Annotated in this window: 25 protein-coding genes and 1 pseudogene; 13 read left to right on the top strand and 13 right to left on the bottom strand. The window is 41.2% G+C overall.

Translation table 11 applies throughout. The features are described from left to right. Positions 1–62 precede the first annotated feature (62 nt). Complete coding sequence (norR, locus tag AC0L7Q_RS15020; RefSeq protein ID WP_413400948.1) at positions 63–1,628, top strand: nitric oxide reductase transcriptional regulator NorR; 1,566 nt, start codon at positions 63–65, stop codon at positions 1,626–1,628. 5 nt (positions 1,629–1,633) lie between these two features. Here norR and AC0L7Q_RS15025 read toward each other — a convergent pair whose 3' ends face one another. Next, positions 1,634–2,530, bottom strand: coding sequence for a LysR family transcriptional regulator (locus AC0L7Q_RS15025; RefSeq protein ID WP_409424152.1), 897 nt, complete (start codon positions 2,528–2,530; stop codon positions 1,634–1,636). 117 nt (positions 2,531–2,647) lie between these two features. On the opposite strand from AC0L7Q_RS15025, the gene AC0L7Q_RS15030 reads away from it, so the two are divergent. Beyond that, entirely contained in the window at positions 2,648–3,214 is a 567-nt protein-coding gene (locus tag AC0L7Q_RS15030; RefSeq protein WP_413400949.1) for an NADPH-dependent FMN reductase, read from the top strand. 7 nt (positions 3,215–3,221) lie between these two features. On the opposite strand, the gene AC0L7Q_RS15035 is transcribed toward AC0L7Q_RS15030, so the two are convergent. After that, entirely contained in the window at positions 3,222–3,665 is a 444-nt protein-coding gene (locus AC0L7Q_RS15035; RefSeq protein ID WP_409424154.1) for a tellurite resistance TerB family protein, read from the bottom strand. 95 nt (positions 3,666–3,760) lie between these two features. On the opposite strand from AC0L7Q_RS15035, the gene AC0L7Q_RS15040 reads away from it, so the two are divergent. Next, positions 3,761–4,141: a hypothetical protein gene (locus AC0L7Q_RS15040; RefSeq protein WP_409424155.1), complete on the top strand. Its 381-nt coding sequence runs from the start codon at positions 3,761–3,763 to the stop codon at positions 4,139–4,141. A gap of 65 nt (positions 4,142–4,206) precedes the next feature. Here the strand turns inward: AC0L7Q_RS15040 and AC0L7Q_RS15045 are convergent, their stop codons facing one another. From AC0L7Q_RS15045 to fabR, 6 genes are all read right to left on the bottom strand, one after another. Continuing rightward, entirely contained in the window at positions 4,207–4,803 is a 597-nt protein-coding gene (locus AC0L7Q_RS15045) for a hypothetical protein (protein WP_413400950.1), read from the bottom strand. 138 nt (positions 4,804–4,941) lie between these two features. After that, positions 4,942–5,541 carry a 3-isopropylmalate dehydratase small subunit gene (gene leuD, locus AC0L7Q_RS15050; protein WP_413400951.1) on the bottom strand — a complete coding sequence of 200 codons (600 nt, stop codon included), beginning with the start codon at positions 5,539–5,541 and terminating at the stop codon, positions 4,942–4,944. Then, a complete protein-coding gene (gene leuC / locus AC0L7Q_RS15055; RefSeq protein WP_413400952.1) occupies positions 5,541–6,941 on the bottom strand; it encodes a 3-isopropylmalate dehydratase large subunit in 1,401 nt (466 codons plus the stop codon). The genes leuD and leuC overlap by 1 nt, the downstream gene beginning before the upstream one ends. 56 nt (positions 6,942–6,997) lie before the next feature. After that, complete coding sequence (gene leuB, locus AC0L7Q_RS15060; RefSeq protein WP_413400953.1) at positions 6,998–8,074, bottom strand: 3-isopropylmalate dehydrogenase; 1,077 nt, start codon at positions 8,072–8,074, stop codon at positions 6,998–7,000. Beyond that, the gene (gene leuA / locus AC0L7Q_RS15065) at positions 8,071–9,624 is read right to left on the bottom strand and encodes a 2-isopropylmalate synthase (RefSeq protein ID WP_138570723.1); all 1,554 of its coding nucleotides are present in this window, start codon (positions 9,622–9,624) and stop codon (positions 8,071–8,073) included. Before leuA ends, leuB begins: the two co-directional genes overlap by 4 nt. Positions 9,625–10,020: 396 nt before the next feature. After that, a complete protein-coding gene (gene fabR, locus AC0L7Q_RS15070) occupies positions 10,021–10,638 on the bottom strand; it encodes an HTH-type transcriptional repressor FabR (protein ID WP_008114202.1) in 618 nt (205 codons plus the stop codon). Positions 10,639–10,768: 130 nt separating this feature from the next. On the opposite strand from fabR, the gene AC0L7Q_RS15075 reads away from it, so the two are divergent. After that, on the top strand, positions 10,769–11,902 hold the full coding sequence (locus tag AC0L7Q_RS15075; RefSeq protein ID WP_413400954.1) for an acyl-CoA desaturase: 1,134 nt from the start codon (positions 10,769–10,771) through the stop codon (positions 11,900–11,902). Positions 11,903–11,915: 13 nt separating this feature from the next. Further along, positions 11,916–13,346, top strand: coding sequence for a Si-specific NAD(P)(+) transhydrogenase (sthA, locus tag AC0L7Q_RS15080; protein ID WP_008114205.1), 1,431 nt, complete (start codon positions 11,916–11,918; stop codon positions 13,344–13,346). Between the two features lie 69 nt (positions 13,347–13,415). Here the strand turns inward: sthA and hemE are convergent, their stop codons facing one another. After that, a complete protein-coding gene (hemE, locus tag AC0L7Q_RS15085; RefSeq protein WP_008114207.1) occupies positions 13,416–14,480 on the bottom strand; it encodes a uroporphyrinogen decarboxylase in 1,065 nt (354 codons plus the stop codon). A 502-nt stretch (positions 14,481–14,982) separates the two neighbouring features. On the opposite strand from hemE, the pseudogene rsd reads away from it, so the two are divergent. After that, positions 14,983–15,451: pseudogene (rsd, locus tag AC0L7Q_RS15090) on the top strand (sigma D regulator). A gap of 59 nt (positions 15,452–15,510) precedes the next feature. On the opposite strand, the gene fkpA reads toward rsd, so the two are convergent. After that, on the bottom strand, positions 15,511–16,263 hold the full coding sequence (fkpA, locus tag AC0L7Q_RS15095; RefSeq protein WP_413400955.1) for an FKBP-type peptidyl-prolyl cis-trans isomerase: 753 nt from the start codon (positions 16,261–16,263) through the stop codon (positions 15,511–15,513). A gap of 195 nt (positions 16,264–16,458) precedes the next feature. On the opposite strand from fkpA, the gene AC0L7Q_RS15100 reads away from it, so the two are divergent. Then, on the top strand, positions 16,459–17,457 hold the full coding sequence (locus AC0L7Q_RS15100; protein ID WP_413400956.1) for a WD40 repeat domain-containing protein: 999 nt from the start codon (positions 16,459–16,461) through the stop codon (positions 17,455–17,457). Then, on the top strand, positions 17,444–17,659 hold the full coding sequence (locus AC0L7Q_RS15105) for a SlyX family protein (RefSeq protein ID WP_413400957.1): 216 nt from the start codon (positions 17,444–17,446) through the stop codon (positions 17,657–17,659). Before AC0L7Q_RS15100 ends, AC0L7Q_RS15105 begins: the two co-directional genes overlap by 14 nt. A 17-nt stretch (positions 17,660–17,676) precedes the next feature. On the opposite strand, the gene AC0L7Q_RS15110 is transcribed toward AC0L7Q_RS15105, so the two are convergent. Further along, positions 17,677–17,880 (bottom strand): YheV family putative zinc ribbon protein, encoded by a 204-nt coding sequence (locus AC0L7Q_RS15110; protein WP_409424161.1) that lies wholly within the window; start codon positions 17,878–17,880, stop codon positions 17,677–17,679. Positions 17,881–18,012: 132 nt separating this feature from the next. Between AC0L7Q_RS15110 and AC0L7Q_RS15115 the strand changes: the two genes are divergently transcribed. Both AC0L7Q_RS15115 and AC0L7Q_RS15120 read left to right on the top strand, forming a co-directional pair. After that, positions 18,013–19,932: an ATP-binding cassette domain-containing protein gene (locus AC0L7Q_RS15115; RefSeq protein WP_413400958.1), complete on the top strand. Its 1,920-nt coding sequence runs from the start codon at positions 18,013–18,015 to the stop codon at positions 19,930–19,932. After that, positions 19,919–20,335, top strand: a complete 417-nt coding sequence (locus tag AC0L7Q_RS15120; protein WP_409424163.1) for a TIGR02444 family protein — start codon at positions 19,919–19,921, stop codon at positions 20,333–20,335. The genes AC0L7Q_RS15115 and AC0L7Q_RS15120 overlap by 14 nt, the downstream gene beginning before the upstream one ends. A gap of 97 nt (positions 20,336–20,432) precedes the next feature. Here AC0L7Q_RS15120 and AC0L7Q_RS15125 read toward each other — a convergent pair whose 3' ends face one another. Both AC0L7Q_RS15125 and AC0L7Q_RS15130 read right to left on the bottom strand, forming a co-directional pair. Further along, entirely contained in the window at positions 20,433–20,654 is a 222-nt protein-coding gene (locus AC0L7Q_RS15125; RefSeq protein ID WP_409424164.1) for a helix-turn-helix transcriptional regulator, read from the bottom strand. Next, positions 20,647–21,147, bottom strand: coding sequence for a hypothetical protein (locus tag AC0L7Q_RS15130; protein ID WP_409424165.1), 501 nt, complete (start codon positions 21,145–21,147; stop codon positions 20,647–20,649). The genes AC0L7Q_RS15125 and AC0L7Q_RS15130 overlap by 8 nt, the downstream gene beginning before the upstream one ends. A 588-nt stretch (positions 21,148–21,735) precedes the next feature. Here AC0L7Q_RS15130 and AC0L7Q_RS15135 point away from each other — a divergent pair. Genes AC0L7Q_RS15135 through AC0L7Q_RS15145 form a run of 3 tightly spaced genes read left to right on the top strand, consistent with a single transcriptional unit; the run spans position 21,736 to position 24,221 of the window. Further along, positions 21,736–22,722: a hydrolase gene (locus AC0L7Q_RS15135; RefSeq protein ID WP_413400959.1), complete on the top strand. Its 987-nt coding sequence runs from the start codon at positions 21,736–21,738 to the stop codon at positions 22,720–22,722. A gap of 2 nt (positions 22,723–22,724) precedes the next feature. Then, entirely contained in the window at positions 22,725–22,970 is a 246-nt protein-coding gene (locus AC0L7Q_RS15140; protein WP_008114225.1) for a YheU family protein, read from the top strand. A gap of 60 nt (positions 22,971–23,030) precedes the next feature. Beyond that, positions 23,031–24,221: a dipeptidase gene (locus tag AC0L7Q_RS15145; protein WP_178956756.1), complete on the top strand. Its 1,191-nt coding sequence runs from the start codon at positions 23,031–23,033 to the stop codon at positions 24,219–24,221. Positions 24,222–24,319 lie beyond the last annotated feature (98 nt).

Consider the following 24,319-nt stretch of genomic DNA (forward strand, 5'->3'; position numbering starts at 1 on the left):
CAAAAAGAGTCTTTATGACCTACTATAAAAAACAATAAAATACACTAATAGGTCATTTTGACATGAACCAACAACTCAACCTGACTCAAGTTGCCTTGGAGCTTGCACAAAGCACCTTACATGCGCACAGTTTCGAGCAACTTTTAGCCACGGTTGAACGTATTATTCCAAGTGATGCTAGCGCCTTGTTAATTCGCCAAGGCGAGCAATTAAAGCCCTTAGCGATTAAAGGTTTAATGCCTGATAGCTTAGGCAGGCGTTTTAATATTGCAGAGCACCCTCGTCTTGATGCTATTTGTAATCACCGCTTGGCACTGCAATTTGCACATGACAGCCCGCTTCCAGACCCATATGACGGATTACTACTAGCTAAAACCGGTGATATTCCAGTGCATGCCTGCTTAGGTTTACCGCTTTACGATAAAGATTCGCTGCTTGGTATTCTGACCTTTGATAGCCTAAACGCTGATGCGTTTGACGGCATTACCGCTGATACACTCAACACCTTACAAACCTTGTGCAGTGCGCACTTTAAAACAGCCCTAGAGCTTGCCCATTACAAACAACATGCGCAGCACTCAAGTGAATTAGTACAAGCGTTAAACCGTGAGGCACTTAAACGTGATGGTGGTGAAATTATTGGCCAAAGCCCAGTAATACAAACCCTTAAAAATGAGATAAAACTGGTTGCGGCATCAAACTTTAGTGTCCTTATTTTAGGTGATACTGGGGTTGGCAAAGAGTTGGTGGCGCGTAATATTCACTTGCATTCAGCACGTAAAGATCAGCCATTGATTCATTTAAACTGTGCATCTCTGCCTGAAAACCTCGCAGAAAGTGAGTTTTTTGGCCATGCAAAAGGCGCCTTTACGGGTGCGCAAAATGCTCGCCAAGGTAAGTTTCAATTAGCCGATGGCGGTACCTTATTTTTGGATGAAATAGGCGAGCTACCACTGGTAATGCAAAGTAAATTACTGCGGGTACTGCAAAGTGGCGAAGTACAAACCGTTGGTGAAGATGAACTTAAATATGTTGATGTTAGAGTGATTGCAGCCACTAACCGTGACTTAAAACACGAAGTTGAACAGGGACGATTTCGCGCCGACTTATACCATCGCCTAAGTGTGTACCCGCTGAGCGTGGCGCCGTTAAAAGCCCGTGATGAAGATGTTATTTTATTAGCCGGTTATTTTTTGGAAAAAACAGCTCGCAAGCTTGCGATTAAACAACTAAAACTCAGCATTGAAACGCAATTACTGTTAAAAAGATATGACTGGCCAGGCAATGTAAGAGAGCTGGAACATGTTATTAATCGCGCCGCATTAAAAGCTAAACAGCATCAATGGCAGCAACCAATTATTACTATTGAGCCAGAACATTGCGAGCTAAATTTAAGCGCTATTAACACCTTAGCTCTTGAAAACTCAAACCAGCTTGCAACCACACCTTTGGCAAACAACATTTCGTTAAAGCAAGCCACCGATACTTACACTCAGCAGCTTATTATACAGCAACTTAAACAACATAATTATAACTGGGCAAGCACAGCTCGTAGTTTACAGGTCGACCGCGCTAACTTAACGCGGCTAGCCAAGCGCTTGGGTATTTCTATAAAAAAATCGTTGTAGCTTTTTTAACTTAATTTACGCTGCTTAAAATAGGTTTTTAATAACTGACTAAACGCTTGCACTTTCGCAGTACGATGCACTAAATGGTGCGTCACTAACCATAAGTCAGTAGGCCAACTTAGTTCGTTAGGTAATACAGGCACTAAATCAGAGTATTGCGCTGCAACATCATGCTGTAATCCGCCAATCCCTAGCCCCTTAACGATGGCGCGAGTAGCCTCTGAGGTTTCTGATACTCTAAGTTTAACTTGCGACGCAGGAATATTTTCATCAACCCACGCAAAATAAGGTACTTTGCCATTATAACCCGCGACTCCTGATACAAAATTATGCACCGAGAGTTGTGCTAACGTTTGTGGCAAGCCATAACGATTTATGTAATGTTTTGAAGCATAAAACCCTGACGAAAGTGCCGCTAAATGCTGAGCAATATAATCACCTTCATCCGGTCTAGGGCCTGCTCTTACAGCGATATGTGCTTGACCGTGATCTAAACGCAAACGCTTTTGATCCATAATCACTTGTAATTGCACTTGCGGATGCAAGGTTTGAAACTGCTCGCATACCTCACTTAATACATCTATAAAACCACTCACAGTGGTGAGTAACAAACTACCTTGTAAGGTGCTATCTGCAGCAATTATGTCACTGTGTAAGCGTTCTAGCTCACCATTAATTGCTTGTGCTGTGGTAAATAACTTAGCGCCAATCTCTGTGACTTTGTAGCCACGAGCATGGCGATGGAATAATCGCGCATTTAAGCTTTTCTCTAAGTTATTTATTCGCCTGAGCACTGTACTGTGATGAACATCTAGCGCTTCGGCTGCTGCAGTTAAAGTGCCTAAACGCGCCACTTCATAAGCAACCTTAAGATCTTGCCAATCATCAAATTGAATTGCCATGGTAACCACTTTTTAAGTTGTGCATATACGCACATAAGTTTTGCGTTTATTTGGCTTTTCTGCAAGCAATTATTTGTTAAAGTCACAGCTATACACAATCAACATTAGGATCAGCTCATGACTACACCAAAAATTATTGCCCTAGCAGGTAGCTTACGTAAAGACAGCTTTAATCAAAAACTTATTAATGAAGCAGCTCGTTTTGCACTAGAAAGTGGCGCTGAAGTAGAAGTGATCAAACTCGCAGACTTAGCCATACCTATGTTTGATGAAGATTTAGAAGCACAAGGCACACCTGCCGGCGTACAACAATTAAAAGACAAGCTGCGCACAGCAGATGGTATTTTACTGGCCAGCCCAGAATATAATGGTTCTATCACCGCAGTGTTAAAAAATGCCATTGATTGGGCGTCGCGCACCGAACAAGGTGCAGAGCCTGCATTTGCAAATAAAGTAACCGCTTTATATGCAGCATCACCGGGTGGACTTGGCGGCTTACGTGGGTTGAATCACGTGCGTGATATTTTATCTGGCATTGGCAGCTTAGTATTAGCTAACCAACTGGCAGTACCGGCTATTCATACTTTATTAGACGAAAACGGCCGTATTAACGACCCCACTACCGCTGAAAAAGTGGCCGGCCTTGCACAGCAGTTAGTTAGCGTAGCAAGTAAGCTAAAATAAGCAGCGGCTATAACTTTGTTGCTGCAAGCTTTGCAGCAATAAAGTCTTCATGGGTAACATACAACAAGTTTGCAACACGACGAATAACGTACTCTTCTTGAGGATCAAGTTCACCATCCGCGTACGCCAAGCGCCAAAGTAGCTCAACTATATCAATACGTTGCTGTGCACTGCATTGATTATTAATTTGCTTAGAAAATTGAAAATAATCAATGGCATCATCTAAACTTGAGCTTGCTTGTTCGGTTAACTCACCTACTGCTTCATCAGTTAAATCAAAATATTTTTTTAATGTCAGACTTAGCGTATATTGTTCATCTGCCTGTAAATCGTTATCCGCTCGCATTACCTCAATTAATAACGCAGCAACCGCTGTTTTTAAATCATGTTGTTCAATATCATAATCTTGCTGATCAATACTCGAAAAAAGCTGTTTAATTTGCTTGAACATCACATTTCCCCTTTTTGGGTGTTAGACTTATATAATAACGGGTGTAATAGATATGCTGATCACACTACCCAATATCAAGATGGAGTTAAAGGTTTATGAGTAGAAAAGCTAATCATTATCTATATGGAAGTATTAGCTGGGTGTTTTTAACAGCATGTTTGAATGTGTCGGCAGAGCAAGATGAAATGCAGCGGCTATATGACTTTGATGAAAAGGTGCATTACAAACAAACTCAAATAGACACTAACAACTATCATCTAGAGATCCAGTCTGATGACTACCCACATTTTAAAAACCAAAGTGTGTTTTTATTGCGCCACGCTAACCGCTTATGTCGCGATAACCCTTTTATGTTAAAAGTAACCGAAGGCGTGCAAGAGTATGAACGTTTTCCAACTAAACCACGCGCTTATCAGCCACCACTGAGTGTATTTGTGCAGTGTGAAATACCCGCAGAAAAAACCTCAAAAAAATAACCCCTCTTTACTTTTCAGTAAACCACTGAGTATTAAAACAGCCAGTGGCTTTACTGACGCTGAGTTTAGTTAACGCTATATCCCCACGGCGCAGCCGGTGGTGTGATAGGCTTAGTTAAATCAAAATCCACGCGGAACTCGCGACCTTGGCGAATGAGTCGGTAAGTGAACTTTTCAGGATAAATATACATTTGCCATGTATTGCCTACCGATTGTGGTATGCCTTGGCTAACAAATAACTCTTTTGAATACTGATCAGCAGGGAATGACTGCATGTTAGCAAAACCCGCATCAAGCGTATGACCACCATACATAGTAGACACATCATCGCTGCCATCTTTATGGCGGTGATCGTGCTTTAGGCTCAACCCACTGCCTGTTTTAGTAATGATCCACGTACGTGAAGCGTCATCACCCACATGAAACGGCACTTGTAGCTCACGTTCATTACACTTGCGCACATGCATAACTAATTTTTTATCGGCAAATGAACTCGGCCCTGTGGCATTATCAACCGTTACTTTACCCTCAAAAGCTTTACCGCAATGTGCTGCTATGTTGTTAAAAAAGCCATCATGGCTCGGTATTGATACTAAAGGCGCTGGGCGCGCTATTGCAGCTGTTGATGCAAGCATTAGTGCTGCAGCTGTTAATAATTTCATAATGTATCCCTAAACATGTAAAAAATTAGCTTAGCGTTTAAACAAACACAAAGACAATAATCACGATGAATAGCATCTGACAGCAATAAAAAAACGCGGCTTATGCCGCGTTTTACTATCAAGTATCTTTTAAATTATTCACTGCCAAGGACGCTCAGCAGCAAGTTTTGCTTCAAACGCATCAATTTGCGGATTTAAGGTCTCGGTTACACCAATAAAGTCTAAACCACTTAATAAACGCTCTTTCACGTCTTTGCGAATATCAAAGCTGATTGGCGCAAATTTATTGCTGCGCAATTGCTGGTTTTCTAAATCCACATCAATGTAAATATCGTCATGCTGCTCACTTAACACAAATAAGTCTTCTAATATTTGCGCTGGCAGTGCAATGGCAAGCATTTGGTTATTGCCACAGTTATTAAAGAAAATATCAGCAAAGCTTTCAGCCAAAATCACTTCAAAACCGTATTGCTTAAGCGCCCATGGTGCATGTTCACGTGATGAACCACAACCAAAGTTGTCACGGGTTAGTAGTATTTGCGCACCTTGATAGCAGGGTCGGTTCAAAATAAAATCAGGGTTTGGCTCGCCATTATCTAAATAACGCCAATCGTAAAACAAGGCCGCATCAAATCCGTCACGGCTGGTTGAAGTTAAAAACTGCTTAGGAATAATTTGGTCGGTATCGACGTTGTTTTTATCAAGTGGGGCCATTAAGCCGCTAAAATAAGTGCTCATTAGGCTTCTCCTCTAATATCAACAAAGTGGCCATGTATTGCTGCCGCTGCCGCCATTGCTGGGCTCACTAAGTGTGTACGCCCACCTCGACCTTGGCGTCCTTCAAAGTTACGGTTAGATGTAGATGCACAGCGTTTACCTGCACCTAAACGGTCGTCATTCATTGCTAAACACATAGAACAACCTGGCTCACGCCATTCAAATCCTGCAGCTTTAAATATGTCGGCAAGGCCTTCGTCTTCTGCTTGTTGTTTTACCAAGCCTGAGCCAGGAACAATTAATGCTTCAATACCTGCAACCACTTGCTTGCCTTCAACAATTTTTGCAGCGGCGCGTAGATCTTCAATGCGGCTGTTGGTGCATGAGCCAATAAATACTGTGTCTACTTTGGCAGTTGATAACTTATCGCCCGCTTTTAAACCCATGTATTTAAGTGCGCTACGGATGGCATCAGCTTTAATTAAATCAGTTTCTTTGTCTGGATCTGGAATACATTCGTCAACGCCAATTACTTGCTCTGGGTTAGTCCCCCAGGTGATCTGTGGTTGAATATTAGCGGCATCTAACTCTACCTCTAAGTCAAAGGTTGCGCCATCATCAGTTTTTAAGGTTTCCCAGTAGGCAACTGCAGCGTCAAAATCGGCGCCTTTTGGTGCAAACGGGCGCCCTTTTAAGTAGTCATACGTTACCTTGTCTGGGGCAATTAAACCGGCCTTGGCTCCCATTTCAATGCTCATATTACATAGCGTCATACGCGCTTCCATCGATAACGCTTCTATGCCTTCACCACAAAATTCAGCCACATAGCCCGTACCACCAGCAGTGCCTAGCTTGCCAATAACCGCCATAATTAAATCTTTAGCCGTTACTGTAGGACGCAATACACCGTTAATTTGAATTTTTAACGACTTCGCCTTTTTTTGTTGTAGCGTTTGTGTAGCTAATACATGCTCAACTTCTGAGGTTCCAATACCATGGGCAAGCGCTCCAAACGCGCCATGGGTTGAGGTATGGCTATCGCCGCATACGATGGTTGTACCTGGTAAGGTGATCCCTTGCTCTGGGCCAATCACATGCACAATACCTTGATTTACTGAATTTAGGTCGTACAGCAAAATACCAAATTCTTTACAGTTTGCATCCAGTGCCATTAACTGGTTTTTAGAGACTTCGCTGGCTGCATCTAATGAACGGCTTTTAGTTGAAACATTATGATCCATGGTGGCAATGGTTTTTTCTGGACAGCGCACTTTACGATTTTTTTCACGTAAACCTGCAAATGCTTGTGGTGACGTCACCTCGTGTACTAAATGACGGTCAATATAAAGTAAATCGGTTTGCTCATTAATGCTGGCAACAGTGTGTGCTTGCCAAATTTTATTGTATAAGGTTTGGGCCACTTGCTAACTCCCTGATCTGATTGAGCCACAGCCTAACGGTGCTGTGGCTTTAATAATTAAATACGTGAAACGATAGCTGCTGCAACATCGTTGGTGGTATAGCCGCCCTCTGGATAAATATCAGGCGTCCCTACTCCTGCCTCAACCGCCTCCGCGACTGCTTTTTCAATAGTGCGAGCCGCTTCATCTTGTCCTAACGAATAACGTAACATTAATGCAGCACTTAAAATTTGTGCAATAGGGTTAGCAACCCCTTTTCCGGCGATATCAGGCGCTGAGCCACCCGCGGGTTCATACAAGCCAAAGCCTGATTGATTTAAGCTAGCTGAAGGTAATAGCCCCATAGAGCCGGTGATCATCGCGCATTCGTCAGATAAAATATCGCCAAATAAGTTATCGCACAGTAATACATCAAACTGGCTAGGTTGTTTCACTAGCTGCATGGCTGCGTTATCTACATAAATATAATCTAAGCTCACCTCAGGAAACTCTTTACTAACTTCGGTTACCACTTCACGCCACAGTACGCTTGATGCAAGTACATTGGCTTTATCAACCGAGGTTACGTGATTGCTACGTAATTTAGCCGCCTCAAAAGCAAAGCGTGCAATGCGCTCTATTTCTTTACGTGAATAGGTTTGGGTATCAAATGCTGCTTCTTCAGCACCTTCGCCACTGCGACCTTTTTCACCAAAATAAATACCGCCGGTTAGCTCGCGCACACATAAAATATCAAAGCCTTTTTCGCTGATATCAGCACGTAGCGGCGATGCAGCGCTTAATGCAGGTAATAACTGCGCTGGGCGCAAATTACAAAACAAACCAAAATGTTTGCGTAGCGGTAATAGTGAGGCACGCTCTGGTTGTTCATTCGGTGGTAGGTTTTCCCACTTAGGACCACCTACTGAACCAAATAAAATAGCATCGGCGTTTTCACAGGCTTTTAAAGTTGTATCAGGAAGGGCTTTGCCAAACTCATCAATCGCTGCGCCGCCAATCGCGTGGTGTTCGCGGTTCAGAGTAAAACCAAATTTATCACTGACTGCATCAAGCACTTGCTCTGCAGCTGCCATAACCTCTGGGCCAATACCGTCGCCTGCTAATACGGCAACGCTGTAATGTGTTTTACTCATCCTGCTTTCCTTTGTTGTTTTAAATCAGACACTTTTTGTGCTCGATAAATTAAGTTATAAACCCGAACCATAGCTCGAACAGAGGCTTCAACCACATCAGCCGCAATACCAGCACCGTGGTAAGGACGACCATCGTATTTAGCAATAATATTCACTTGCCCTAATGAGCTTGCGCCTTGGCCGGTGGCCTCTAAATTGTATTCAATCATTTCAACGCTCATACCTGTTAAGCGTTCAATAGCAGCAAACGAAGCTTCAACTGGGCCATTACCTGTGGCCGCTTCTTGTTTTGCTTCGCCATCAATCAGCAAGCCTATGGTTGAGCTCGCCACCGATTGTGAATTAGACGCAGAGTTAACAAACTCTAACTGATACTTTTCGTCTTTGTCGTTAATTTGATTAAAGTAAATCATGGCCTCTAGGTCGTAGTCGTATACTGTGCCTTTTTGGTCAGCCAGCGCAACGAAACTTTGGTATAAGCTATCCATGTCGTAATCTGATTTTTGATAGCCTAATTCTTCTAAGCGGTGTTCTATAACATGGCGGCCTGAACGCGAGGTCATATTTAATTGATTACTTGGTACGCCAACACTTTCTGGTGACATAATTTCATAAGTGTTTTGCGCTTTTAATACACCGTCTTGATGAATACCTGAGCTGTGAGCAAAGGCATTTTCGCCAACAATAGCTTTATTTGGCTGTACCGGCATATTACAAATTTTGGCTACCTGGCGAGAAGCGCGATAAATTTCTTCGCTTTTTATGTCGGTATATACGTTTAAGTGGTCTTTACGCATTTTCATGATCATTGCCACTTCTTCAAGTGAACAGTTCCCCGCACGCTCACCTATACCATTAATGGTGCATTCAATTTGGCGTGCACCGGCTTGCACGGCGGCCACGGAGTTGGCAACGGCTAAACCTAAATCGTTGTGGCAATGCACACTTAAACGCGCTTTATCTATATTTGGCACGTTATTCATTAAATGACGGATCATTGCTGCGTATTCATCTGGGGTTACAAAACCGACTGTATCTGGCAAATTAATTGTTGATGCACCGGCGTTAATTGCTTGCTCAACAATTTTGCATAAATCCCAATGCGGTGTACGCCCCGCGTCTTCACACGAAAACTCAACATCATCGGTATAGTTACGCGCTAATTTGATAGATTTAACAGCCATTGCAGTGGCATCATCAAGGCTCATACGCAACTTGTGTTCAAGATGAAGCGGGCTGGTAGCAATAAAAGTATGAATACGACTTTGCTGTGCAGCACGTAACGCTTCGCCACAGGCCTCGATATCTTTGGCAACCGAGCGAGCTAAACCACAAATAATAGGGCCTTTCACCTCGGTGGCAATACGTTGCACTGAGCGAAAGTCAGCTGGGCTCGACACCGGAAACCCTACTTCCATTACATCGACATTTAAGCGGCTAATAGTATGCGCTAGTTGCACTTTATCGTCTTCTGTTAGGCTTGCTTTTAGTGCCTGCTCACCATCACGTAAGGTGGTATCAAAAATCCATACTTTATCTTGCTGTTGCATAACTGCCCCTCAATTGCTGTGTTACCCAAATTTCGATTTATCCCTACAGCGAGATAAAAAAAACCCCGCGGTTGCGGGGTTTTTAATGTTTAACTCAATGCAAACACACTAATCCCCGCTCACTTGCCACAGCAGTAAGAGGTTTAGGTTCAGTGTAATTAAGCGAATAGTTTGCATCTGTTTTCTTGTGTGTGTGTCCAATGAGGCTTATTTTTATCATTGCAACGCAGTTGGTGCAAGCATAAAAATACCAAGCAAATAATTAAAGGGGACTTTTTAGGGAGTTTAAATTCAAATAAAACTGAATAACAGAATAAAATATCCAACTTAAACCTAGGTAAGGTTTAAATTAATAAGCGCTGTAAAATACAGCGCTTATTTTAACTTTTTTAATATTTATTCTTTATTTTCAGCACGTACGTAATTTGACGCGCCGCGCGTAATATAACGTAACTGCCATATAACTCGCTCAATCAGTTCATCGCGTTGCTGACCTTCAATATCGAGCGCTTCAGCGCCTGCATTAAATACCAAAGTCACCATGGCTTCTGCCTGAATATACGCATGAATAGCATCGCAGGGGGTTTCACTTTCTAAATAATGTGCGAGTTCTAAAATAAAGTGTTTTACTTCACGTGCCACTGCCGCTCTAAATGCTTTTGAAGTCCCTGAGCGTTCACGCAGCAAAAGTCTAAACTGATTGCTTGAGTTATCAATAAACTCCATAAAAGTAACCACAGAGGTGTTGATTACACTGCCACCACTGGCTATTCGTCTGCGTGCTTGGCGCATCAGCTGGCGTAGGGTTAAACCCGCTTCATCAACCATAGTTAAGCCCAACTCGTTCATATCTTTAAAGTGACGATAAAAAGAGGTAGGCGCAATACCTGCTTCGCGTGCAACCTCACGCAAGCTTAAATTAGAAAAGCTATGATCAGCACTAAGCTGATTAAATGCAGCTTCAATTAATGCTTGTCGTGTTTTTTGTTTCTGTTGTGCTCTAACACCCGACATCAACAGCTCCCTGAGTGAGTTTGTAATAAATTTTTAATTAAAAAAATAGCTAATAGTACAGTCTAATACTTGACGGCAGCAGATTGAAATATTATTTTAGCTTACAGTTGTACGCTGAGAAATGATAAACATGAAAAAACCACCAATTATATGGACCAACGTCCTTTTCTTTAGCCTGACGTTTTTGGCTGCTATTACACTTGTACCTTGGTATGGGTTTAACTATGGCTTTACAGGCACGCAATGGGTTGCTTTTGTAGCTTGCATGTTTTTTGCGGGATTATCGATCACCGCGGGCTACCACCGTTTATGGGCACATAAAACCTATAACGCACACCCTGCGGTTGAATTTATTTTTGCCCTTGGTGGTGCTTTTGCGCTACAAAATAGTGCGCTGCATTGGAGCAGCGATCATCGAATTCACCATGGTCAAGTTGATGATCCAGTTAAAGACCCTTATGCAGCCACAAATGGCTTTTGGTATAGCCACATTGGTTGGATGTTACGTGACTACCAAGGCGACAGCTACGATGATTACAGCAACTGTCGTGATTTACAGCGAAATAAAATTGTTATGTGGCAGCACAAAAATTACTTAAAACTGGTGATTGCCATGAATGTTGGTTTACCGCTAGCACTCGGCTTAATGCTTGGTGATGTATGGGGCATGCTATTGTTAGCAGGCTTATTGCGTTTAGTACTGAGTCAGCACTTTACCTTTTTTATTAACTCAGTAGCGCACATTTGGGGTTCACGTCCTTACACTGAAAAAAACACCGCGAGAGACAATGGCTTTTTAGCACTGTTTACCTACGGTGAGGGTTATCATAACTTCCATCATATTTTTGCCAGCGATTATCGCAATGGCATTAAATGGTTTCATTACGACCCAACAAAATGGATGATCCGCTCACTCGCTGCTATTGGTTTAGCGAGTAAATTAAAGCGCACACCGGTTGAGCGCATTGAAAAAGCCAAAGCAGAAACCTTAATGAGCAAAACACAAGGTCGCCTTGCAAAATTGCCTTTAGCGCAAGATAAGCTTACATTATTACAACAAGAGTACGATTTGTTGCTTAAAAAGCTGCAAAATTATTGCTCATTACAAAAACAAGTGTTGGAAGCTAAAAAAAATAATATGGCAAAGCAGTGTGAATGCTCAGCATTAATGGCACAATATCACGAGCTTGAAGCCGCCTGGGAAACACAAAAACAGGCATGGCTAGCACTTAATGCGAGGTTATTAAAAGCCTCTTTTAGTTAAAATAGGAGTGGCTGTGGCCAAACAACCAGAAAAGAAAAAAGTACCCGTGAGCTACCAATATGATGCAATCATTATTGGCACGGGTCCTGGCGGTGAAGGGACCGCTATGAACCTCTCTAAAAGCAACAAAAAAGTAGCAGTAATTGAACGTCAAACTGCTGTTGGTGGTGGTTGTGTTCACTGGGGAACCATTCCTTCAAAGGCACTTCGTCATTCGGTTAGTCGCTACATTGAATACAAAGCAAACCCTTTGTTTAATGTAGGTGAACGTCCAGTAAGACTTACTTTTCCTGATATTTTGCGCCATGCCAGTTCGGTGATTTCAAAGCAATCAAACTTACGCAGCAGCTTTTACGATCGTAACCGCATTCATATGTTTCAGGGCGATGCTAGCTTTGTTGATAAGCACACCATCGAAATTAGACGTAATGACGGTTCAACTGAACGCCTAACTGCACAAACTATTGTTATTGCGACCGGCTCACGCCCTTATCGCCCACCAGGTGTTGATTTTACCCATTCGCGTATTTATGAAAGTGACACAATTTTAGGCCTTGAACACGACCCTCATCGCGTACTTATATACGGTGCGGGTGTAATTGGTTGTGAATACGCATCTATCTTTAAAGGGCTAGGTGCAAAGGTTGATTTAGTAAATACTCGCGATCGCCTACTTGCGTTTATGGATGCTGAAATATCTGATGCGCTTAGCTATCACTTTTGGAATAGTGGCATTGTTATTCGTCATAACGAAGAATTTGATCGCATTGAAACCCGCGATGACTGTGTTGTTATGCATTTAAAATCGGGTAAACGTGTAAAGGCTGACTGTATTTTATTTGCCAATGGCCGTACTGGTAATACTGATACATTGAATTTAGAAGCAATTGGCTTAAAAGCAGATAGCCGCGGACAAGTAAAAGTAAACGAAACCTACCAAACAGAAATAGACAACGTATACGCGGTAGGCGATGTTATTGGCTACCCAAGCCTTGCTAGCGCTGCCTTTGATCAAGGTCGAATTGCCGCAGATGCCATCGCTTGTGGTAACTGCGATGAAAAGCTGATTATTGATATTCCAGCCGGTATTTATACTATTCCTGAAATGAGTTCTGTTGGTAAAACAGAGCAGCAATTAACTGCCGCAAAAGTACCGTATGAAGTTGGGCGTGCGCAATTTAAACACTTAGCCCGTGCGCAAATTGCAGGTACCGATGTGGGTAGTTTAAAAATATTGTTCCATACAGAAACCAAAGAAGTACTTGGCGTGCATTGCTTTGGTGAGCGTGCTTCTGAGATTGTTCACATTGGCCAAGCTATAATGGAACAAAAAAATGGTGGCAATACCATCGACTACTTTGTAAATACTACGTTTAACTACCCAACAATGGCAGAAGCTTATCGAGTTGCGGCATTAAATGGCTTAAACCGCTTGTTTAAGTAAGTGCTTAAGTAAAATAGTTTGCACAAAAAAGCCCGCTAATTAGCGGGCTTTTTATTGTTAGTTCATAACTTACTTGTGATATTGCGCACTTAGCTCATGCACAGCGTTAATAAATACACCCGCATTTTCTGGGTCAACATCTGGTGTAATACCATGCCCTAAGTTAAATACATGACCATTGCCAGTGCCAAAGTCTTCTAAAATAGTGCCAACTTCTTGGCGAATACGATCTGGCGTGCCGTGTAGCATTGAAGGGTCCATATTGCCTTGTAGCGCCACTTTATCGCCAACACGACGTTTTGCATCACCAATATTAATAGTCCAATCTAGGCCTACTGCATCACAACCTGTTGCTGCAATTGCCTCAATCCATTGGCCACCATTTTTAGTGAACAAGGTAACCGGTACTTTACGGCCATCATTTTCGCGAATTAAACCATCAACGATTTTATGCATATACTGCAGTGAAAACTCATTGTAGTCACGCGGGCTCAATACACCGCCCCACGAATCAAATATCATCAGCGATTGTGCACCCGCTTTAACTTGCGCGTTTAAATAATCAATCACTGAATCAGCTAGCTTATCAAGTAGTAAATGCAGTGTTTGTGGCTCAGCAAATGCCATTTTTTTGATTTTACCAAAAACCTTACTGCTTCCGCCTTCAACCATATAAGTTGCAAGTGTCCAAGGTGAACCCGAGAAACCAATTAATGGCACTTCACCTTTAAGCTCACGACGAATAGTGCTTACAGCATTCATTACATAGCCAAGCTCATCGGTAGGATCAAGTTTAGGAATTTTTTTAACATCGGCTAATGATGAAATTGGGCGTTCAAACTTAGGGCCTTCACCCGTTTCAAAGTACAAGCCTAATCCCATTGCATCTGGGATAGTTAAAATATCACTAAATAAAATAGCGGCATCTAACGGGTAACGGCGCAGAGGCTGTAATGTTACTTCACAGGCTAACTCAGCATTTCTACACAGGCTCATAAAATCGCCCGCTTGTGCACGTGTAGCACGGTATTCAGGTAAATAACGTCCAGCTTGACGCATCATCCATACTGGCGTGACATCAACAGGTTGCTTGGCAAGGGCACGTAAATAACGGTCGTTTTTTAATTCGCTCATAGCGTATAGAGTCCTAGGGCTTTTAGAAATTGTGCAAGATTGTACCACCATATTTGCCCCCCTCTATCGCTAAGCGATTAAATCGCCACAGAGTAGCGCCAGATCAAGTAATTTTTTGTTTTCATTTCGTTTTGTACACAAAACAACCAAGCAAACGTTAATAATAAAAACTTTTCATTAAACTATTTGCAACATTTATAAAAGCTTGATATTGTTATTCCGCGTTAACATAACAATAACAAAAATCGTTAATATAAAAATAATAAAAATCTCTAATAAAAATAAGAATGCTTGTTTAAACAAGTCTAATAAAGAAATTAAACCACCGTAATTGGTGGTTTTTTCTTTCCTGCAATAAATACTTACAACTTATACCCTTAAACAAAACCCTCTGTGGTACTACATCTATTTTACTTGTTGATATACACGTCAATTAAATATATCTTGGATAATATAAACATTATTACCAATTAAAAATCCAACCCAGCTTAGGAGAAAAATTATGCTGAAGCGTGTAGAGAAAGCTCAACAAAAGTGGGGGTAGCCATACGGTCATCGACAATTGGTTAAACGAACGCCAAGAGCTGATTGTACTTTATTGTAAGATTGCAGGCTTTTCACCTTACGAGAAAAAAGATCAGTCTTTGCCTGAACCGTCTCAAATTCAAGCTTTTTGCCAAATATTGATGGATTACCTATCGGCTGGGCACTTTGAAGTGTACGACGATATTGCTAAAGCTTGCGAAAAGAAAGGCCTAGAAAGCCAACAACTAGCAAATACTATATACCCACGTATTTCAGATACCACAGATATTGCTTTGGATTTCAACGACAAATACGCTGAGGTAGATGCAGAAGATTTATTAGTAGGATTTGATAACGACCTATCGGTAATGGGTGAAGCACTCGAAGCTCGATTTGCACTTGAAGATGAGTTAATTGATAACTTATATTCTAATCACGCAGATTAATCAGTTATTCAGTGCAATAAAAAAGGGACCTAGGTCCCTTTTTTGTTTTATATAAATACTTATTCTGCAGCGGCAGTTTCTGCATCATTTTGAATTTCTAATAATTCAACTTCAAAAATAAGTGTTGAATTAGCAGGAATTTTACCTAAATCACGGTCACCGTAAGCAAGGTCTGAAGGAATGGTAAATTTGTACTTAGAACCAACAGTCATAAGTTGTAAGCCTTCAGTCCAACCAGGAATAACACGGTTTAGTGGGAAAGTTGTTGGCTCATTGCGTGAGTAAGAGCTATCAAATTCAGTACCGTCTAAAAGAGTACCTTTATAATGTACTTTAACCACGTCAGTCGCTACTGGCTTAGCGCCTTCGCCTTCGCTCATTACTTCGTACTGTAAACCAGACTCAGTAACCATTACGCCTTCTTTTTTAGCATTATCAGCTAGGTATTTTTCACCCTCAACTTTGCTTTTTTCAGACTCTACCTTTGCTTTTTCTTCTTGTTTAGTACGCACTGACTCATCTAATGCTGTTAATACTTCACGAATTTTTTCTTCGTCAATTTTAGCATTACCGGCAAGTGCATCTTCAAAACCACGCATTAATAATGCTTGATCTAATTCGATACCAATTTCTTTTTTATCCGCTAGGTCTTTATTTAAAAAGTTACCTACAGATGCACCAATACCGTATGCTTGTTGTTGCGCTACAGTATCTAGTTTAACGTCTGCTTGCTCTTTTTTTGCTTCTTGATTACAAGCTGTAAGCGCTAAAACTGACGCTGCAATCAATGACAATTTAATCGTCTTTCTCATTTTAAATCTCCGACACACTTTGCAGTTGTCATTTATTGTAATATTACTAGTTAAAGATTAACGGCCTACATGGTAGGCTGCTTGTTTAATAGCTAAACTAAAAACATATCCAGTGATTAGACAAACAACCTAGGCGTTTTTCGCAACCTAGTCTAACCTCTCAGTCACGAAGAGTTAAGAGGAAATACCTGTAATATGTCGTTATTTCGTACTTTTTTAGTTGCTACCTGCTGTTTATTGACAATTGCATGTAGTGATGAAAAACAACAAGCAGTGGCTAGCTTTGAGCACACAGCACAAGGTGCTTTCTCATCCGCACTATCGCATGATGGTCAATACAGCTTAGTGTCTTCTATCAATCATGGGGTCGCACTTTGGGATAATCAACAGCAAGCCCTTAAATACCAATGGTTTCAACAACAAGCGCAAGATAGCCTCGTTTACGCTGTAGCCATTGCTTTTGATAATAGCGTGGCTGTTACCGCCGAAAAAACCACCTTCGCCGTTTGGGATATTGCCTCAGGAAAAAATAAAGGCTTTTACAAAATACAAAAAGCCAGCATCCGCGATATTGCCATTAGTAACCAAGGTAACAGTGTTGTATACGGACGTAGCGATGGCGTTGTAGTATTTATAAACCTTAACACTGGCAGACGCATTGAATTTTTAGGCCACCAAGATAAAGTAAACACCGTAGACCTATCACCTAATGGGCGCTATGCATTGAGCGGCTCAAACGATTATGTGGCCTACTTATGGGATACCCAAAGTGGACAAGTTATTCATCGCTTTAATCACTCAACCCGAGTAACCCAAGTCGCTTTAGATCCTCAAGGACGTTATGCTTTTACCGCCGACAGTATGGCACAAGCAAATGTATGGAAGCTGACTACAGGTGACCTTGTTAGTAAACTAAAGTATATTGCGCGTCAGAAAATTTTTACTGCGGTGCGCTTTAACGACCAAGGCACTTTATTAGCAACAGGTTCACCCAACAAACGAGTGGATTTATGGCAGCTAAATAGTGGTGAAAAAATTCAAACATGGCAAGTGACCCCACGAGAAGGCAGCAGGCCAAAATCGGCAGTGGTACTTGATGTGACATTTACAGATAACGGTAAATCACTGTTAACTGAAAGCTCAAGCGGAATCGCTGAGCGCTTTATTATACGAGAACCAAATGAACACAATTGAACATCGGTTAATGGAACTTGAGGCTAAAGTGGCTTTTCAAGACGAAACGATTGAAATTTTAAATGATGAAATAAAAGTTCACCAGCAACAGTTGGCAAAAATAAAGCGCCAAACCGAGTTGCTGGCTGAAAAACTGAAAGAATCGCAGTCATCACAGCCTATGATATCGAATATGCCAGAGCCACCGCCGCCGCATTATTAAGCAGCACTAATAAGGCACTAGTCGCCTGGATTAAACACGCCAATGATCTGTTCAAATTGGCGTGTTGATGCCTGCACAGCTTGCTCTGGTTGAGCCATTTTATGGCCACACTGCATACATTCTACTTTTTCTACGTCGTGCTCTTTGTAAAGCATTAACATATCCATAGTTTTACAATCAGGACACGTTGCTCCAGCAATAAATCGTTTTTTATGTTTCACTTCGCTTTTCCTACCATTTTGACTGACGTCATTTTATCGCAATATTTGCCTACTTGATACGATTGATATAGCTAATAAGATCCGTGTTATAATGGCGGCAATTCAATCAAGGCACAGTAAAGTAAAGTATTTATGATCCAAATCTCAGAAATAGAACTGCTTCGCGGTGGCAAAGCTTTATTAAAAAATGCATCGGCTACACTATTCCCAGAGCACAAAGTAGGCCTTGTTGGTGCTAATGGCTGTGGTAAGTCAACGTTATTTAGTTTATTGAAGTCTGAGTTACAGTTGGATGGCGGTAATTGTAGTATTCCTAAAGATTGGTCACTGGCCTCGGTAAAGCAAGAAACCCCCGCCCTTGAAATAAGCGCTATAGATTACGTACTGCAAGGCCACCCTGAATACTACGCACTAAGAATTGCGTTGCGTGAAGCCGAGCAAAATAACGATGGCGACACTCAAGCTAAAGTGCATATTCAGCTTGAAAATATTAAAGGCTATAGCATTGAAGCCAAAGCCGGTGAGCTGTTACATGGTTTAGGCTTTGCTAATAATCAAATAGAAAACCCGGTAAGTGCATTTTCGGGTGGTTGGCGCATGCGCTTAAACTTAGCCCAAGCGCTTATTCGCGATGCCGACTTACTGTTACTGGATGAGCCAACAAACCACCTAGATTTAGATGCCGTGTATTGGCTCGAGCGTTTTTTACGTGCCTACACCGGCACGCTAGTACTTATTTCTCACGACCGTGAGTTTTTAGATGCGGTAGTCGATCAAATTTGGCATATAGATAAACAGCTTATTAATGTGTACAAAGGTAACTACTCGCAGTTTGAGCGCCAAAAAGCTGAGCGTTTATTACAACAGCAGGCCATGTTTGAAAAACAACAAGAGCAAATTGCCCATCTTGAGCAGTTCATTACCCGCTTTAAAGCAAAAGCTAGTAAAGCCAAACAAGCACAAAGTCGCGTTAAAGCGCTAGAGCGCATGGAAAAACTTGCCCCAGCACATGCTGACTCGCCATTTGATTTTGAATTTGCCGAGCCAACAGCTCTGCCTAACCCGTTAATGACACTCGACAAAGCCAAAGCCGGTTATGGCGATGTAACCATTTTAAACAGTATTAAGCTGAACTTAGTCCCAGGCAGCCGTATTGCACTACTTGGTAGAAATGGCGCAGGTAAATCAACACTGATTAAGTTACTATCAGGTGACTTACAGCCTCAAGCGGGTGAAGTGTTTCAGCACCAAGGCTTAAACATTGGCTACTTTGCGCAGCATCAACTGGAGTCTCTAGATTTAAAAGCCAGTGCCGTCACCCACCTGCAACGCTTAAATCCAAAAGCCAGCGAACAATCATTGCGTGACTTTTTAGGCGGCTTTGCCTTTGTAGGCGATAAGGCACTCGACCCTGTAGCACCCTTTTCTGGCGGTGAAAAAGCCCGTTTAGTACTGGCTATGTTAGTTTATCAAAAACCAAACTTGCTGTTACTGGATGAGCCAACCAACCACCTTGATTTAGAAATGCGTCATGCATTAGTAATGGCTTTACAAGGCTTTGAAGGCGCTATGGTCACAGTATCGCATGACCGTCATATGCTTAAAAATACCGCCGATGAATTTTATTTGGTTGATAATGGCGAGGTCACTCAATTTGGCTACGACCTAGATGCATATTATCAGTGGCTGCTTAATGCTAATAAAGAAGCCGCTAAAAACGACACCGACGAAGAGCCAAAAGCCCATTCACAAGTTAACCGTAAAGAGCAAAAGCGCTTAGAGGCCGAGTTTAGAAAGGCAATTCAGCCGCTGAAAAAGCAAATTGAAAAACTTGAAAAGCAATTAGATAAATTTGCTGCAGAACTAGCTGACGTTGAAGAGGCACTAGGCGATAACACTCTCTATAACGACGAAAATAAAGGCAAGCTTAAAGAGTTAATTACTAAACAAGCCACACTTACGCCTAAGCTTAACGATGTTGAGGAAGAGCTACTTATGGCCCTTGAGGAAATGGAACAAAAAGAGCAGGCATTCGCCGATGAACTTGCTTAATAGCGACAACTTTTGGCAATTTGCATGTCAGCTTTATAGCGAAGATGGCATGCAAGCGCGCCTGTTAAATAACCAAAACCAACTAGGTAAAAACGTAAACCTGTGCTTGTTGTTGTATTACCTAGATTCTCTCAATCTAACAATTAGCCAAACACAGCTAAATAAGCTTGAGCAATCAATTAGTGAGCTTGATAAGCGGGCATTGAAGCCTCTACGAGCCACACGTGCCTATTTAAAAGCCAATCAAACCGAGATTACAGATTACGCCGTAATTCGAAAGGCACTTCTCGGCGCCGAATTGAAATTAGAAAAGCAGCAACAAATAATATTAATTGATGTAGTTAATAGTATGAGTTTAACACCTTGTGCAACGCCCAATAACAGCGATAAATATTTGGCATAATTTTTCACTATTAATTTCATCAGATCATAAAACCATTTATATTATGAATATTAGCTCTTATATACATGGTTACTTTGGTTTACTTTTATACACCAAGCTATAAATCTTTAGTTTTGTATTGAAACACCTCTTCTAAAGGTAAGTTAAAAACTAAAGAAATTTTAAAAGCCACCTCTAAAGTGGGTGAATATTTATTTGCCTCAATAGCCATTACCGTTTGCCGCGTTACGCCAATAGCATCTGCTAGCTGCTTTTGCGTCATTTCATCGCGTAAAAAACGTAATGTTCGAATAGAGTTAGTTATTGCATACTCACTCATAAATATCACCCGTTCTGCCTTTAAAAAGCTGCGCTATGTAATTGACTATTTCGGCAATCAAAAAAGCGCCTACCATGATATGCATTGGTAAATATGGAATATTATATTCGATAGCTGGGCCCCAGTTATTAGCTTCAATTTGATATTGAAAAATAGCAACACAAATTCCCGCCTGTAAGATTATGGCTTTGTATTTATAACCCACTAAATTTATTTGCTTTTCTCGCACATCCGGTGGCTGATTTAATTCATTATCACTGACAAATGCAAGTAATAAATAGCTCAATACTATAAGTATCACAGAATAAATTAACACCTGTAGCAATAAGCCAGATAACCAAGAAACAGAACTAAGCTGCTGCGTACTCGCATTCATTAGACTGTTTACATAAAAGTAAGATATGTACACGCTTACTAGTAAATCGATACTCAGCGTCAGTTCTCTAAAACTTATGCTTTGTAAAAGTTCTTTAAAGTGCTCTGAACGAGTCATATAAAGCTAACTCCAAGTAAAATATTTTTGACTTTTAAACTATAAGTTCACTTTTTATTCATGTCAAATATATTTAACACCAGGTTTATTTTATTTAACCTAAAACAAAACAACGGTTATTCAAAGCTGAACTTTGCTGACAATCTTTATTATAAAAGTGATTAAAAAATCGCAGATAATTTACTAAAAAGTGCAAAATTGACTTAACTTTATTGATCAAAATCAACATCTGCATTGCCCATTTTATAATCTGTAAAATAGCTTGATCTGGATCATATCAAGCACTGCTGAGCCAGCCTATGATTACCCCATAGACATCAGGAGGCAATTATGGACGTATTCTTTAGAGATTTTTTTAGCGACCCAGTACTATTTTTATCATTTGGATTTTTAGGCGTCGTTATTAGTTTATGCCTCTTCTTTGTGTATTTTTTCATGAAAAAAGTACACGATGCAGACATTAAAGAACAGCATTAAGCACGACGCACAAAGCGCCTTATTAGTTTACTGATTAGGCGCTTTTTATTTTTAAATATAAAAAATTTGCTACACTAGCGCTTCGTTAATTGCAAAGTGCGTAGTACAGACATGATCCCTAAGTTCAAACCCGCATGGTGGATGACCAACCGACACGTTCAAACCATAATACCGCGTTTTTTCCGCCCTTTTCATCATACTCGCTACGAACTTGCGCAACTTGATACGCCCGACGGTGATTTTATTGAGCTTGCTTGGTCACTCCCGCATAACGAAAAAGCACCGCTCGCAGTGGTACTTCATGGGCTTGAAGGCAACATAAACAGTTTTTATGCCAAAGGCATGATGAAGGTATTAAAAAAGCAAGGCTTTGCTGTCGTATTGATGCACTTTAGAAACTGCTCAACCGAAGTAAACCGCTTACCCAGAGCCTACCATAGTGGCGATACCGCCGATTTAGCTTTTTTTATAAATCATTTAAAACAACAATTTCCAAATCGCCCTATCGTAGCGGTGGGGTTTTCATTGGGTGGTAATGTGCTCGCTAAATATTTAGGCGAAGAAAACATCCACTGCCCTCTTAGTGCAGCCGCCGTGATATCTGCGCCCTATGATTTGTCATCATCTAGTGATGTTATTCGTAAAAGCTTAGGTAAAATTTATCAAAAATATTTGCTCGATCGAATGAAAAAGTCGATGCAACGTAAATTACCGCAAATTAAACAACAGATACCGATCACCACTGATCAATTAATGGAAATTGACGATTTATTAGAGTTCGATAACCAGCTTACAGCACCGTTGCATGGCTTTGAGAATGCACACGATTACTACAAAAAAGCCAGTGCGATGCCGTACTTAAAAGATATTGCGACACCTACACTAATTATCCATGCCAAAGACGACCCTATGTTGTCGATTAAAGCGGTTCCAAGTAGTCAGGATGTAAGTGAGCATGTTACGCTTCGTATCTCTGAAAAAGGCGGCCACGTTGGTTTTATTAGCGGTAACAACCCGTTTAAGCCTGTGTATTGGTTAGAGCAAGTGGTGCCTGATTATTTTAAGCAATGTGTATTTAATAACACCGATAAAGAGTGACTATGATTATTCCTTTTGAACAACTTGATAAAGACACACTGTACAACCTAATTGAAAGCTATGTACTGCGTGAAGGCACAGATTATGGCGAACAAGAATTCAGTATTGAAAGTAAAGTGGCGCAAGTAAATCAGCAATTAAAAAGCGGCGAAGCTATGGTGTTTTTCTCTGAACTGCACGAATCGGTCACCATAATCTCTAAAAGTGAATTCAAAGCACTGCAAAGTGAAGCGCAATTCGACGAGTAAACTTGTCAGACACGACGTAAAAATAGACAATGGTTTTTTTAACTCAAAGAGCCATTATAAATGATAAAACTAAGCTCACTAGTTGCTGCAATGTCGATTGCATTAACCGGCGCAGTCAGCGCTGAAATAACCCCTTCAGATAAAGCAATTAAGCTTGCTCACGATACCATTTTAATCGACACTCACATTGATGTACCTTACCGCATTCATGATAAATGGGCGGATGTAACTAAAGCCACTGAGGGCGGCGATTTTGATTACCCTCGTGCAGTAAAAGGCGGTTTAAACGCGCCATTTATGTCGATTTATATTCCTGCTCATTTAGAGTTTGAAGGCAAAGGAAAAAGCTTCCAATTAGCGAATCAATTGATTGATGGTATGGAAGCGATTGCGTTTCGTGCTCCAGATAAGTTTGCCATTGCTGACTCAACACAAGACATTGAGCAACAGTTCAAGGACAATAAAATATCAATCGCCATGGGCATGGAAAACGGATCGCCTATCGAGGGCGAAATGAAAAACCTACAACACTTCTTTGATCGTGGCGTACGTTACATCACCCTAGCTCACTCGCAAAGCAATCATATTTCTGACTCATCATACGATATTCGTCGCAAGTGGAAAGGCTTAAGTCCATTCGGTAAAGAGCTAGTAAAAGAGATGAATAACATCGGCATGCTGATTGATGTATCGCATATTTCGGACGATGCATTTTATCAAGTAATGGAATTGTCTAACACACCCGTTATTGCATCACACTCTTCACTACGTAAATATACGCCTGGTTTTGAGCGTAATATGAATGACGACATGCTGTTAGCCCTTAAAAAGAACGGTGGTGTGATTCAAATTAACTTTGGCTCAAGTTTTGTTACTTCAAAAGCCGGAAGTTGGTACGATCAATTCAAAAGTAAAAAGCAAACAATTACTGAAGAAGGCAAAAAAGTAGCTAAAGATTTTGATGCTATGTACCGCGCTAAAAATCCATTCCCATTTGCTAGCCTTGAGCAAGTGCTTGATCATATTGATCACGTTGTGAAGCTAATTGGTATCGATCATGTTGGTATTGGCTCTGATTACGACGGTGTAGGTGACTCACTGCCTATCGGCTTAAAGGATGTATCTAGCTACCCTAACCTAGTTCAAGGTTTGATGGACAGAGGTTACAGCGATACCGATATTAAAAAGATTTTAAGCGGCAATACACTAAGAGTGTGGAAGCAAGCTGAGCAATACGCAAAATCGCATTAAGCTTTATGCGCTAGGCTTAGGTCTAGCGCTTTTAGCCACTTAAAACACCGTATTTCGCCACTCACGCCCCGCCTTCTCAATTAATCCGTATATTTCAT

The organism is Pseudoalteromonas sp. KJ63-1 (genome assembly GCF_055808145.1).